Source organism: Brachybacterium sp. p3-SID1565 (genome assembly GCF_025143785.1).
GTDB lineage: Bacteria > Actinomycetota > Actinomycetes > Actinomycetales > Dermabacteraceae > Brachybacterium > Brachybacterium epidermidis.
Map to the genome: position 1 here is coordinate 102,333 of NZ_JAMBDS010000003.1, position 12,638 is coordinate 114,970.

The 12,638-nt window shown below is 67.4% G+C and carries 11 protein-coding genes, 2 pseudogenes and 1 other annotated feature; of the genes and pseudogenes, 7 read left to right on the top strand and 6 right to left on the bottom strand.

All coding sequences use genetic code 11. The features are described from left to right. Window positions 1-40: 40 nt before the first annotated feature. A protein-coding gene (locus tag M4D54_RS01605) for an IS3 family transposase (protein WP_259889832.1) occupies window positions 41-1,263 on the bottom strand; the annotation gives its coding sequence in 2 pieces (ribosomal slippage) (window positions 41-984 and window positions 984-1,263; 1,224 coding nt in all). Beyond that, window positions 892-994 (bottom strand) — a sequence feature (AL1L pseudoknot). Its footprint overlaps the gene before it by 103 nt. A 932-nt stretch (window positions 1,264-2,195) precedes the next feature. Here M4D54_RS01605 and M4D54_RS01610 point away from each other — a divergent pair. Next, entirely contained in the window at window positions 2,196-2,753 is a 558-nt protein-coding gene (locus tag M4D54_RS01610) for an NlpC/P60 family protein (RefSeq protein ID WP_311199655.1), read from the top strand. 76 nt (window positions 2,754-2,829) lie between these two features. Here M4D54_RS01610 and M4D54_RS01615 read toward each other — a convergent pair whose 3' ends face one another. Continuing rightward, on the bottom strand, window positions 2,830-3,240 hold the full coding sequence (locus M4D54_RS01615) for a four-helix bundle copper-binding protein (protein ID WP_193864755.1): 411 nt from the start codon (window positions 3,238-3,240) through the stop codon (window positions 2,830-2,832). 221 nt (window positions 3,241-3,461) lie between these two features. Between M4D54_RS01615 and M4D54_RS01620 the strand changes: the two genes are divergently transcribed. The 4 genes from M4D54_RS01620 to M4D54_RS01635 all read left to right on the top strand — a co-directional run bounded on the left by M4D54_RS01620 (window position 3,462) and on the right by M4D54_RS01635 (window position 6,122). After that, entirely contained in the window at window positions 3,462-4,046 is a 585-nt protein-coding gene (locus M4D54_RS01620; protein ID WP_126988720.1) for a YdhK family protein, read from the top strand. A 176-nt stretch (window positions 4,047-4,222) separates the two neighbouring features. After that, on the top strand, window positions 4,223-4,699 hold the full coding sequence (locus M4D54_RS01625; RefSeq protein WP_259889844.1) for a CueP family metal-binding protein: 477 nt from the start codon (window positions 4,223-4,225) through the stop codon (window positions 4,697-4,699). 59 nt (window positions 4,700-4,758) lie between these two features. Next, window positions 4,759-5,355, top strand: coding sequence for a TlpA disulfide reductase family protein (locus M4D54_RS01630; protein ID WP_259792588.1), 597 nt, complete (start codon window positions 4,759-4,761; stop codon window positions 5,353-5,355). Further along, the gene (locus M4D54_RS01635; protein ID WP_259889846.1) at window positions 5,355-6,122 is read left to right on the top strand and encodes a cytochrome c biogenesis CcdA family protein; all 768 of its coding nucleotides are present in this window, start codon (window positions 5,355-5,357) and stop codon (window positions 6,120-6,122) included. The genes M4D54_RS01630 and M4D54_RS01635 overlap by 1 nt, the downstream gene beginning before the upstream one ends. An 18-nt stretch (window positions 6,123-6,140) precedes the next feature. Here M4D54_RS01635 and M4D54_RS01640 read toward each other — a convergent pair whose 3' ends face one another. From M4D54_RS01640 to M4D54_RS01655, 4 genes are all read right to left on the bottom strand, one after another. Then, window positions 6,141-7,217 carry a cell wall metabolism sensor histidine kinase WalK gene (locus M4D54_RS01640; protein ID WP_193864753.1) on the bottom strand — a complete coding sequence of 359 codons (1,077 nt, stop codon included), beginning with the start codon at window positions 7,215-7,217 and terminating at the stop codon, window positions 6,141-6,143. Between the two features lie 67 nt (window positions 7,218-7,284). Continuing rightward, window positions 7,285-7,998, bottom strand: a complete 714-nt coding sequence (locus tag M4D54_RS01645) for a response regulator transcription factor (RefSeq protein WP_259889855.1) — start codon at window positions 7,996-7,998, stop codon at window positions 7,285-7,287. After that, on the bottom strand, window positions 7,988-10,405 hold the full coding sequence (locus M4D54_RS01650) for a heavy metal translocating P-type ATPase (protein ID WP_259889858.1): 2,418 nt from the start codon (window positions 10,403-10,405) through the stop codon (window positions 7,988-7,990). Before M4D54_RS01650 ends, M4D54_RS01645 begins: the two co-directional genes overlap by 11 nt. Before the next feature lie 50 nt (window positions 10,406-10,455). Beyond that, window positions 10,456-10,779 (bottom strand): cation transporter, encoded by a 324-nt coding sequence (locus tag M4D54_RS01655; protein ID WP_017824292.1) that lies wholly within the window; start codon window positions 10,777-10,779, stop codon window positions 10,456-10,458. Window positions 10,780-11,206: 427 nt separating this feature from the next. On the opposite strand from M4D54_RS01655, the pseudogene M4D54_RS01660 reads away from it, so the two are divergent. Both M4D54_RS01660 and M4D54_RS01665 read left to right on the top strand, forming a co-directional pair. After that, window positions 11,207-12,148, top strand: a pseudogene (locus M4D54_RS01660) (IS481 family transposase); the annotation flags it as partial. A gap of 296 nt (window positions 12,149-12,444) precedes the next feature. Beyond that, window positions 12,445-12,638, top strand: a pseudogene (locus M4D54_RS01665) (IS110 family transposase); the annotation flags it as partial.

The following is a 12,638-nucleotide window of genomic DNA, read 5'->3' on the forward strand; positions in this document are numbered from 1 at the left end:
TGCACCGCAAGCGTGAAGCGTCCTGGGTTTCGTTCCGTGGTTAGACGGTCGCGGGCGCGGTCGTCGTGGGGTGAGTGTAGGACGCTTCGACGCTCGCTGGGGTGCGGTAGTCGAGAGCTTCGTGGAGCCGGGCCGTGTTCCACCAGTGGACCCATCCCATCGTGGCAAGCTCGACCTCGCTGACCGACTCCCAGATCCGCTTGGAGTAGATCAGCTCCGCCTTGTAGAGGCCATTCACCGTCTCTGCCAGAGCATTATCGTAGCTATCGCCGACGGTGCCGACAGACGCTTTCACACCTGCGGCGAGAAGAGCGTCTGAGTAGGCGAGAGAGACGTATTGACTGCCCCGATCGGAGTGGTGAATCAATCCGCTCACATTCCGGCTCACCCCGGTGGCGAGGAGCGCGTGTTCCAGTGCGAGCAATGGCAGCTGCTCCGTGTGGAGGGTGGGTGCGACCGCCCAACCGACGATTCTCCGACTGAAGACATCGGTGATGAACGCGACGTAGCAGAATCCGGTGAGTATCCGGACATAGGTAATATCGGCAACCCAGAGCTGCTGCGGCCGGTCCGCAACGAACCTCCGTTCCACGAGGTCGGGACGCTGATCGTCTCCGGCTTCGGGGTGGGTGGTGACGGGCTTGCGGCCTCGGCGAACGCCCTGGAGGCCTGCGATCTTCATCAGCCTCGCGACCTGGTCTCGGCCGACGTCCCATCCCGCGTGCTGCATGGCGTGCCACATCTTCCGGACCCCGTAGACGCTGTAGTTTTCCTGGTGAATCCGCTGCACCTCCTCTATGAGGATCTCGTCCCGAACGCTGCGCGCGGAAGCATTCCTGTTCTTGGAGGCGCGGTATCCGCGGGAGGTGATGAACCCACATTCTGTCGCACCGAGGATGCGGCAGATGGCCTCGACCCCGAACTGATCGCGATGCATGTCGATGAACGCGATCATTTCGTCGTGGGGCGGTCGAGTTCCGCTGCGAAAAACGCCGAGGCGGCTTTCAGGATCTCGTTCGCGCGTCTCGCCTCGGCGAGTTCTCGCCGGAGCCGGCGGTTCTCCTCCTCGAGCGGCTCTCCCGGGCCGGCTGGTTCGGTGGGGCCGTAGCGGTTGCACCAGATCCGCAGCGTCTCCTCGCCGACACCGAGCTGCGGGGCGACCGCACGGATCGATGCTGCACGGGGACCACCCTCGCGGGCCTGACGGTCGTAGACCATACGCACGGCACGGTCACGCAGCTCTGGACTGAACTTCTTGGGCATGCTCCGATTCTCCTTGCTGAGACTCGGAACGGAACCCAGGGCGCTTCACCCCAACGAAGCAACTGCCATGAGCCGAATCATGGCATGCGGTCGACCCTCGACGCACTCGCCCTTACCCGCCGCGGCCGCCGGCCGCCGGAGCATGATCTGAAACACCGCCGTGGCGCTCGCGATTCTCATCGCGCTGCTTCCTCGCGTGCTCTTCGATGTCTGGACCTAGTCGGCCCGGTCCTCGCCGCCGAAGTCGCCGAAGTCGCCGAGGGCAGCGCACCGCTCCCTACAGGGGTGAGGGCCAGCACGAGACGCCCGTGCCGGTGATCTCCGCAGCCCGCCAGGAGGAAAGCTACGCCTTGGCGCGCTGACGTCGGGATCGCCGACCCGTGAGGCGTCGTGCTCCACCTAAGCCACAGTCTGCCCAACGAAGGCAAAGGCGATCCCTACCCCCCGGGGGTATGCACGGCTGTGGAGTCAAGGATCGGCTAAATCCTTCGGTGGACCCTCCCATCGTTGTTCTGTGGGGCTGGTCAGGGCCGTAGGTTGATCTCGCCGCCCACGACATGAGCCGTCGCCTCGTTGCTCGCTCCGCTGTCGCTGTGGCACTGACGAAGTCATCGACTCCCTCCCGTCTCGAGGAGGGGAACTTAAGGAGCAGAACCATGTCCCAGAACAACACCCATCGGGCCGTCGGCCGAGCAGTCACGCCCGTAGGGATCGCTGGTCGGGCTCTGCGGGGCACGGGCGGTGCCGCTGTGCTCGGCACGGTCGTCCTCGGATCCGCGCTGCTCGCGGGCCCCGCACAGGCCGCCCCTGCCGCGTTGCCCGCTGCACCTGCCGTTACTGCACAGGCTGCCGCGCCGGCGACGCCGGCCCCTGCACATGCGACGTCTGCGTTGGGGGCCGAGAAGCTGCGGTGGGGTTCCCATGGTTCTGCCGTGGAGCAGCTCCAGACGGCACTGAACGAGCACGGTGCCTCACTGTCCGTGGACGGCAAGTTCGGTCGGCTCACCCATGGGGCCGTGAAGGACTTCCAGCGCTCGCACGACCTGAAGATCGACGGGGTCGTGGGCCCGCAGACCCGCGGTGCACTGAACGGCGGGGGCGCTTCGATCTCTACCGGCGGAACGTCTGCTCCGGCTCCGGCGCACTCTGCGACGAATTCTCAGCAGACGATCGTCGACGCCGCGCGCAGCCAGGTCGGGGTCTCGTACTCGTGGGGGACCTCCAAGCCGGGTGTCAGCTTCGACTGCTCGGGGCTGACCTCGTACGCGTACGCGCAGGCCGGCATCGACCTGCCCCGCACCTCGTCGCAGCAGGTCGCGGCCGGCACCACGATCTCGAAGTCCGAGGCCCAGCCCGGCGACCTCGTGGTGTGGCCCGGCCACCTCGGGATCTACGCGGGCGGCAACACGGTGATCGACGCCGGCAACAGCAAGGGCTCCGTCAGCGAGCGCACCATCTGGGGTTCGCCGACCTTCGTCACCTTCCGCTGACCGCAGGTCGCAACGCCCGCGCAGAGGGAGCCTCGACCAACGGTCGGGGCTCCCTCTACGTGCAGAGGCAGCGGTGTCAGCTGATCGAGGCCAACAGCTCTGCACAGGCCTGCTCGCAGCGTCGGCAGGCGTCGGCGCAGACCTTGCAGTGCTCGTGCATGCCGGCGTGCTTCTCGCACTCCTCGGCGCAGGAGCGGCACGCCGCCTGACATGCCTCGAGCAGTGCACGGTTGAGGGCGACGTTATTGCCCGTCTGACGGGACAGGACCCGGCCGGTCGTCTCGCAGACGTCGGCGCAGTCCTGGTTCAGGCGGATGCACTGGGTCAGCTCCGCCACCATGTCTTCGGCCAGGCAGGCGTCCGCGCAGGCGGTGCAGGTCTGGGCGCACTCGAAGCAGGCCTCGATGCATTCGGCGAGCTTCTGCTGGTCGATGGTGCCGAGGTCCTTCGGGTAGGTCTGAAGCATTGATGCGACGTGATGGGTCATGATCCTGCTCCTTCTCGTTCCGGACGGACCGGCGGATGCCGGCCCGTCCTGACGACCCTAGCCATCGCCCCCCGAAGGACGGAAGCGGATAGACCACTCGTTTGGAGGCAATGCGGAATGACTGGCCAACGTTGTGCTCAAGAAGTCAAGATCTGACCTTGAGGAGACCTTGATCTAGGGGTCATAGGCTGGTGCCAAGTGTCCTCTGACTAGGAGAAATCATGCGTTCTCGTCGCTCTCTCGGCCGTCTCGCGGCCGTCGTCGTCACCGGTGCGATTGTGTTTGCCGGCTGCACCGACAGCGGGTCTGAGGAGGGTCAGACGCCGGGCGAGTCAGAAGCGTCGGAGGCGTCCGATGGAGGCAGCCACGGCGGCATGGAGCACCCGATGGATGGCGGCCCTGCGCCCGAAGGTATGGCGTCTGCGGAGGATCCCGAGTTCCCGGTCGGCACGGAGGTGACGCTCACGGCGGACCACATGGAGGGCATGGAGGGGGCGACGGCGACGATCTCGGGCGCCTTCGACACCACGACCTACTCGGTCAGCTTCACGCCGACCGATGGCGGTGAGCCGGTCACTGACCACAAGTGGGTCGTTCACGAGGAGCTCGAGAACCCGGGCGAGGCACCGCTGGCAGAGGGCACCGAAGTGGTCATCACCGCCGATCACATGACCGGGATGGAGGGTGCTGAGGCCACCATCGACAGTGCCACCGAGGAGACCGTGTACATGGTCGATTACGAAGCCGACGGGATGATGATGACGAACCACAAGTGGGTCGTCGAGAGCGAGATCGAGCCTGCGTGATGACCTCCCCGTCGAGCCCTCGAGGTGCGCTCGCCTCCTCCGGGGGTAGGCCCCGTCGTCGCACCGGCCGGTTGCCGCGCCGATCGCTCGTGCTCGGTGCCGGCCTGTTCCCGCTCGTGGTCGCCGGTTGCGGGGCCGGCGGGTCCGAGCCCGCATCCATCACGGGTGATCAGGAGTTGCTTCAGGAACATGGCTTCGCCGACGCGGACGCGCACGAGATCATCGACCGGCTCGAGGCGCTCCCGGTGGCTGAGCGACCGCAGGATCTGATCGCCAGCGTCACCGCGACGTCTCTGCAGCTCCAAGACGATGCAGGGCGCGAGGCCGAGCTGCCCCTTCCCGAGGACCAGTTCTACTTGTCGGTGGCCCCGTTCGTCGAGACCACCCACGAGTGCGCCTTCCACAGCCTGACCACGTGCCGCGGAGAACTGCGCAGCCGCGAGCTCACCGTGAGCGTGGTCGACAGCAGCTCGGGCGAGGTCCTTGAGGAGGGCACTCGCACCACGCACGACAACGGGTTCGTCGGTTTCTGGTTGCCGCGCGGGATCACCGCCGAGCTCACGTGCGCCCTCGAGGACGTCACAGGGACCGCGTCCATCTCGACCCAGGCGGAGGATGATCTGACCTGTCTGACCAGTCTCCAGCTGACGTGAGCAGGCGAAGCACCCGGTCCGCCTTCTGGCATTCGGTGGTCGGCCCAACTGGGCGGAGCGTGACACCACGCCTGAGTCGTCGGACCACGCTCCGACTGGGCGGGAGCCTGCTCGTCCTCGCGCCCCTTCTTGCGGCGTGCAGCAGTTCTTCGGACGCCGCGAGCGAGGCGAACGCCGGGTACGTCTCCGGCGATGGTGTCGTCGTCGAGATCCCCCCGGAGGGACGCGCCGATCCTCTGGAGATTCGGGGAACCACCTACGACGGCGACGACTTCGACTCCACGGCGCTGCGCGGTGCACCCTTGCTGATCAACGTCTGGTATGCGTCGTGTCCGCCGTGCCGGGTCGAAGCACCGGCGCTGAAGGCCGTGCACTCCGAGTACAGCGCCCTGGGAGTGGAATTCGTGGGCGTGAACACGCGCGACAAGGCCGGGCCAGCCGCCGCGTTCGAGGAGACCTTCGGCATCACCTACCCCTCGATCCCCGACACCGACGGGGCGGTGATCGCGTCCATGGACGGCAGCGTCTCGCCCAACGCCGTCCCCACGACTTTGATCCTCGATGCTGAAGGACGAGTAGCCGCCCGGATCGCGGGCGCAGCCGATCAGAGCACCCTAGAGAGCCTCTTGGATGCCGTGCTAGCGGAGGCCGCCTGATGGGTGAACTGTTCGCCACCACCGTGCTGAGTGGGCCCCTGGCGGTTGCTCTGCTGCTGTCGATGGTGGCCGGTCTGGTCGCGTTCCTCTCGCCGTGCGTGCTGCCGGTGGTCCCCGGCTACCTCGGATACATCACCGGGCTCACCGGAGGAAGCGCCGGGCCGCCCCGCACCGGCGATCCCGGGGAACGGCCATGGCGCCTGGTCACCGGCGCTGTGCTGTTCGTCGCCGGGTTCACTGCGGTATTCCTGGTCATCGGCGGATTCGTCGGTGCACTCGGGTCATTGGTGATCCAGTACACCAGCGCGATCAATCGGATCTCCGGAGTGCTGGTGATCCTCATGGGCCTGGTGTTCGTGGGAATCTTCCCCCGCCTCTCCGGTGAGAAACGGATCCGGAAGCGCCCCGATGCCGGACTCGCCGGCGCCCCGCTGCTCGGGATCACGTTCGGCTTCTCCTGGACCCCGTGCATCGGCCCGACGTTCGCCGCAGTCGCCGCACTCAGCCTCGGGGAGGCATCCGCCAGCCGCGGCGCCCTCCTCGCCTTCGGCTACGCGATCGGGCTCGGGATCCCGTTCATCCTCTTCGCCCTCGTGTTCCGGCGCGCCCTAGGAATCTCCAGAGTGCTGTCCCGGCATCGCCGCACGCTCCAGATCGTCGGCGGGTCCGTCCTGATCACCATCGGGCTGCTGCTGGTCTCCGGGGTGTGGGAGCAGTGGATGGCGCTACTGCAGGTCCAGATCGGCACCTTCACCACGATCGTCTAAGGGTGCTGCTCTCGAGGATCAGCGTTCAACGGTCGCTCGAGGAAGCCGGATGGTGAAGACGGCTCCCCGCCCGGGCCCCTCACTGGCGGCAGCCATGGTCCCGCCGTGCGCATCCACGAGTGCGCGACTGATCGTCAAGCCGATTCCCGAGCCGGAGTTTTCGCGGGTGCGAGCGCTGTCGGCGCGGAAGAAGCGTTCGAACAGCCGCGCCTGGTCACGCGCGGTGAAACCCTCACCGTCGTCGGACACCGCGATCTCCACCACGTCGCCGGTGGTGAGCGCTGAGAGAGTGACGGCGCCCCCGGGCGAGGTGTGCCGCAGGGCATTGCTCAGGAGGTTTCCGAGTACCTGGGCGAGGCGGTCCGGGTCGGCGTGAATGATCGGGGAGCGGCGCATAACGAAATCTCGTCGCAATGCCACACCCGCTGCCTCGAACCTCTCCTCCCATTCCTGGAGTGTTGAGTCCAGCAGGTCGCGGACCGACGTGGGCCGCAGCTCCACCGGGAGCTGTCCCTCTTCGGCACGGGACACCTCGCTGATGTCGTCGGCCAGCCGGGACAGGCGTATGGTCTGACCGGCAAGGATGGGCATGGCCGCCTCCGGCTCGATGACACCATCAGCCATCGCCTCGTGATGTGCCGAGAGAGTAGCAATGGGAGTACGTAGCTCGTGGGCGAGGTCAGAGAGCAGCCGGCGGCGATTCTCTTCGACGGCATCTAGGCGTGCAGCCATGTCGTTGAGCGTGGCGGCCAGAGAGTCCAGCTCGGTTCCCGCACCGAGGGCGGGCACCCGAGTGGAGTAGTGGCCTCGGGAGAGTTCGTCCACGGCCAGGGTGAGGCGGTGGAGTGTCTGCCGGAGTCGTCGCGCCAGTCTCCAGGTGACCAGGCCTGCCGCTAGGAGGGAGACCACCAGTCCGGCCCCCAGGGCGAGGGCGAGGGCGTCACGGTAGGCGCGCTCGATATGCAGAATCTCAGCGCTGCCCACCGGAAGAGCAGTCTGGAGCAGGTGATAGTGGAAGACGGCGGGTCCGATCATCACCGTCAGAGCGGTGATGCTGACGGCGCCAGCACACAGCACGATGAGCTGGCCGATCATCAAACGTGAGGCGAGGCTCGTGCCGGGGCGGATCGTTCTGGCCGATGAGCGGGGATCAGTCACGCCCTCACCCCTTCCCCATCCGGTACCCGATACCGCGGACCGTGGTGACATACCGTGCCGAACCCGCTGTCTCGTCCAGTTTTCGTCGCAGGTTGGCAATATGCACATCGACGAGATGGTCATCTCCGATCCAGGTATCACCCCAGACGGCTTCCATCAGCTGGTGGCGGCTGAAGACCTGGCCCGGCCGACGGGCCAGGGTCATAAGCAGTCCCCTTTCGGTGGGGGTCAGCGGGACTGGTTGGCCAGCGAGCCGCACCTCCTGGGCGGCCGTATCGAGCTCAAGCTCTCCGAATGCGCGCACGGTGCCCGAAGGAGCGGTCCCGGGCTCGCCGCGGGGCCGCCGCAGCACGGCCTGGACCCGGGCGACAAGTTCACGCACGCTGAACGGTTTGGTGAGGTAGTCATCCGCACCCACCGACAGGCCCACCAGGCGATCAACCTCCTCTGATCGCGCCGTCGTGATCAGCACGTAGCAGTCGGAGAAGGCGCGGATCCTCCGCATCACCTCCAAGCCATCGAGGCCAGGCAGGCCGAGATCGAGGATGATCACGTCCGGTGACAAGGCGCGGGCTACCTCCACCGCCTCCGGACCGCTTCGCGCGCTCCCCGTGGCGTAGCCGGCCTTCACGAGGTATGCCTGCACGACGTCCGAGAGCGCGACTTCGTCTTCGACAACGAGAACCGTCGCTGCAGCTCGAGCCGATTCACTCCTCATGGGCTCCAGTCTGATCTCCGTTCCTGGGCGCCGTGGAGGTCCTGCTCGAGTCCGACCGGGAGCTGGCCGAGCCCGCGCGGCTCGAAGACTGGGTCGTCGACACCGAGGTCGAGCTCTCGCGGCCGGCCAGGCGCGCCGCGCTCTTGGCAGGGGTCAGATCCAGTCGGCGCAGCATCTGCGCATTCAAAGCCACAACGACAGTGGACAACGACATCAGGATGGCGCCGACCGACATGGGCAGTACAAATCCGATCGGCGCCAGGACACCGGCGGCCAGCGGAACGGCGGCGATGTTGTACCCGGCAGCCCACCACAGGTTCTGCTTCATCTTGCGGTAACTGGCACGGGAGAGCTGGATCACCGAGAGTACCGAGCGGGGATCGTCGGAGGCCAGGATCACGCCGGCGGAGGCGATCGCGACGTCGGTGCCGGCACCGATCGCGATGCCGACGTCGGCCTGCGCGAGGGCGGGGGCATCGTTGACGCCGTCGCCGACCATCGCCACGGCTCGTCCGTCGCGCTGGAGCTCGAGGACCTTCTCGCTCTTGTGCTCCGGGCGCACCTGGGCGAAGACCTGGTCGATACCGAGCTCGCCGGCCACGGCGCGGGCAACGGGCTGCGCATCGCCCGTGATCATGACGACGCGGATTCCCAGCTCATGCAGGGCGTCGACGGCCTCACGGGATTCCTGACGGACCTCATCGGCCAAGCCGATCCCACCTGCGATCTGCCCATCGACCAAGACGTGGAGGACGATCGCTCCGTCGGCCGACCACGACCCGGTCGCCGGCAGCGGCTGGTGACCGTGCTCGGCCAGCAGGTTGGGTCCGCCGACCTGGACGGTGCGCCCGTCCACGGTCGCGCTGACGCCGACCGCGGTGGTGGACTGGAACTCGGTGGCGCGCGGCACGTCGAGCCGGCGGTCGTCGGCGGCGGCGGCGATCGCCCGGGCGAGCGGGTGCTCGCTGTCGGCTTCGGCCGCGGCGGCCAGCGCGAGCAGCTCGTCCTCGCCCAGGGTGCCGACGGTGGTGACGTGGTTCAGGGCGGGCTCGCCCTTGGTCAGCGTGCCCGTCTTGTCGAACAGGACGGTGTCGATGGTGCGCATCCGCTCCAGGGCGGCACGCTCCTTGACCAGGACGCCGCCCTTCGCGGCCCGCTCGGTCGAGATGGACACCACCAGCGGGATCGCCAGACCCAGCGCGTGAGGGCAGGCGATGACCAGAACGGTGATCGCGCGGACCAGTGCACTCTCGGGCACCCCGACGACTGTCCACACGATCGCGGTGACGATCGCCGCGATCAGCGCGTACCAGAACAGCCAGCCGGCGGCTCTGTCCGCGAGCAGCTGGGCCCGGGTCGTGGAGGATTGGGCGTTGGCGACCAGGCGCTGGATACCCGACAGGGCGGTGTCCTCACCGATCGCGGTGACGCGCACGCGCAGCGCGTTGTCCGTGGCCACCGTGCCGGCGACGACCTGATCACCGATCTCGCGACGCACGGGGCTGGACTCGCCGGTGATCATCGACTCGTCGACGTCGGCGCCACCATCGATGACTTCCCCGTCGGCCGGGACCCGGCCACCGGGTCGCACGATCACGACGTCTCCGAGCTGCAGCTCGGCCGGGGAAACCGCGACGATGTCCTCGCCCTCGATCTTCTCGGCCTGGTCGGGCAGGAGCGCGGCCAGGGAATCCAGCGCGGAGGAGGTCTGCGCGAGGGAGCGCATCTCGAGCCAGTGGCCCAGCAGCATGATCACGATCAGGAGGGCGAGCTCCCACCAGAAATCGAGCTCGTGGGAGAGCAGTCCGAGGCTGGCGCCGAGCGAGGAAACGAAGGCGACCGTGATCGCCATCCCGATCAGGAGCATCATGCCGGGCTTGCGGTCCCGGATCTCCTCGATCGCTCCGGTCAGGAACGGTCGACCGCCCCACAGGTACATGACCGTGCCCAGGACCGGCGAGACCCACGGCACCCAGGCCGCGTCCGGCAGCGCATAGCCGAGCAGGTCAGCGAACATCCCGTTCAGCAGTACCGTCGGGATAGCAAGGACGAGCATGATCCAGAACAGCCGACGGAACATCCCCACGTGATCACCATGACCCGCATGGCCCCCGTGACCCGACATGTCGTGCCCCGCGTGCGGGTCGTGGTGCTCGTGGCCCGCCATGTCGTGCTCACCGTGCCCGGTCATGTCATGGCCGGTGTGCGTGGCGGTCGGCAGGGCATGCCCCTCGTGCGCCATCTGCTCGGCATCGTAGCTGCCATGACGGTCCCCGCCCGGCGGAGCGTCCGCCGGGCCGTGTGGGCCCGTGCCGCGGTGATGCCAGTGCTGGGCCATGTCGTGCCCGGCGTGGTCGGGTTCGGGGGTAACCGGGTGGTCGTGGCGGTGGTGGTGGGGGGTGCTCATGGTGTCCCTTCCGCAAGGCCCCGGACGGGGCTGGGTGTTGCCGGGGTGGGTCAGGCGTCGGCCACGGTGTAGCCGGCCTCCGCGACGGCGGCGCGGACGGCGGCCGGTGCGGCAGCTCCGGCCACGGTCACGGTGGAGATCCCACCGGGCGCCAGGTCGATCCGTACTTCCTCCACGCCCTCGAGAACGGTGATTGCCGTGGTCACGCTGTCGGCGCAGTGACCACAGGTCATGCCCCGCACCGGATACGTCGTGGTCTCGGCCGCGGACGTCGCAGTCGCCTCAGCAGCGGCGCGGTCCTCCACCGGGGCGGTGGCGCAGCAGGAACAACCGGTGGAAGCCATCGGCAGGGGTCGAAGTGTCTCGGGGCTCATGAGGTACTCCTCGCATCAGAGGGTGCAGCAGCGGCGGAAACTGTCGTTGCTCCCCTCAGTTTTATACCCCCCGGGGGTATTTGGCAAGTGATTCACTGCGGGAGCATGGGGTCGACCGGTCGACCGGTCGCTCGGTGCCGGCTGCGCGGCTCTCGTCGGACACGCTCTCGTCCGCGATCGAAGAACGGCCGAGCCTGCCCGTCCTGCTGCTCGCAGTTGCGTGCGGCGCCGCCATTAGCAGGAACCCCCGAAATCACGCCCGCGGCCCGGGCAGCCGCTTTTGAGCTATTAAGGTCCCGGCCCCAACGGGCGCTAGCTGTTGCGGGTCGTGACGTTGTAGTCACCGTGCGGGGATGAAGGAACGGGTCCCTGACCGGCACGATGGGTGGTGCTGAAGCCATTCATCTGCTGGGAGGAGACCCGTTCCATGACCCACCGTAATGCCCCGCTGACCGTCCTTGGAAGACAGCGAGCTGTCACCGAGGTGCTCGAGCGCGGACGCCCGATCGCTCACGTCGCGGCCGAGTTCCACATCGCTCGGGCCACTTTGTCGAAGTGGGTAGCCCGCTACCGTGACCGCGGCAGCGCCGGCCTCGTGGACCACTCCAGTGCTCCGGCCAACCGCCCCTCCCGGCTGCCTGCGTGGGTGGTGGAGTTGATCGAGCACTGGCGACGGACCAATAAGTGGTCCGCGCACAGAATCGCCCGGGAGCTCGCCGATGGCCGGGGTTTCCGGTGCTGCGTGCGCACGGTGACGCGCTGGCTGGACCGCCTGGGCCTGAACCAGATCCGCGACATCACTCCCGACGGGGCGGACCTCCGCAAGCCCGGAAAGATCATCGCCCGCTACCCGGGTCACATGGTCCACATGGACGTGAAGAAGGTCGGGAAGATCCCCGAGGGCGGCGGCTGGTGGGCCCATGGCCGCGGCAGCGAGAAGGCCCTGGCCAGCAAGCGTGCCCACAAGCAGAAGGTCGGCTACACCTACCTCCACTCCATGCAGGACGGGTTCTCCCGCCTGGCCTATACCGAGGCCCTGGAGGACGAGAAAGCCGCGACGACCATCGGGTTCTTCCACCGCGCCCGAGTGTTCTTCGCAGCTCACGGCATCACCCGGATCACGCGCCTGGTCACGGACAACGGCGCGAACTACACCGGGAAGGCGTTCAACCGTTCGACCAGCGCGTTCATCGGCCGGCACCAGCGCACCCGGGCCTACACGCCCCGGCACAACGGGAAGATCGAGCGCTACCAGCGGCTGATGAGCGACGAGTGCCTCTACGCCCGCCGCTACGAATCGGAGAACCAGCGCCGCGAAGCGATCAGAGTCTGGAACCACCACTACAACTACTGTGAGTCTTTGAGCGGCTGGTCTGGAACTGGCTGGCAGGGTGAGCGTCGTGCTGCTTCCGCGCCGAGGCCGTGGCTCTTACAACTATTCGCCCCCATCGGGTGCGTTTCGATGGACATGTCCGGCTCCGGCGTGGGGTGGCCGGCGCTCGCCCGGCCCACTCCGATGGCTTGATCAGAAGACTGTCCGCCCTCGTCCTCTCGGCGAGGTCGTGACTCATCACAGTATTGCCCCGAAGTGACTTCCATCCAGGCTTGCGCCGGCCCGTAGCGGCCACGTCATCAGTCCTGACCTGGAAGGAAATACGAACCGCCATGGCCATCGTCGCGCATACTCGCCCGTTCGTCATCGGAGTGGATACCCATGCCCGCAACCACAGTTTCGCGGTCCTGACTGCAGCCACCGGCGAGCAAATCGCTGCCAAGCAGTTCCCGACGACGTCCGCGGGCATGAATCGCGCCGTAGCCTGGGTCTCTCGTCTCATTGGCGGGAACCTGACCGCTCTATG

Bases quoted from the DNA above. Each gene is read 5' to 3' on its own strand.
- M4D54_RS01615 (WP_193864755.1), bottom strand. From the start codon at position 3,240: ATGACCCATCACGTCGCATCAATGCTTCAGACCTACCCGAAGGACCTC.
- M4D54_RS01620 (WP_126988720.1), top strand. From the start codon at position 3,462: ATGCGTTCTCGTCGCTCTCTCGGCCGTCTCGCGGCCGTCGTCGTCACC.
- M4D54_RS01635 (WP_259889846.1), top strand. From the start codon at position 5,355: ATGGGTGAACTGTTCGCCACCACCGTGCTGAGTGGGCCCCTGGCGGTT.
- M4D54_RS01640 (WP_193864753.1), bottom strand. From the start codon at position 7,217: ATGATCGGCCAGCTCATCGTGCTGTGTGCTGGCGCCGTCAGCATCACC.
- M4D54_RS01645 (WP_259889855.1), bottom strand. From the start codon at position 7,998: ATGAGGAGTGAATCGGCTCGAGCTGCAGCGACGGTTCTCGTTGTCGAA.
- M4D54_RS01650 (WP_259889858.1), bottom strand. From the start codon at position 10,405: ATGAGCACCCCCCACCACCACCGCCACGACCACCCGGTTACCCCCGAA.
- M4D54_RS01655 (WP_017824292.1), bottom strand. From the start codon at position 10,779: ATGAGCCCCGAGACACTTCGACCCCTGCCGATGGCTTCCACCGGTTGT.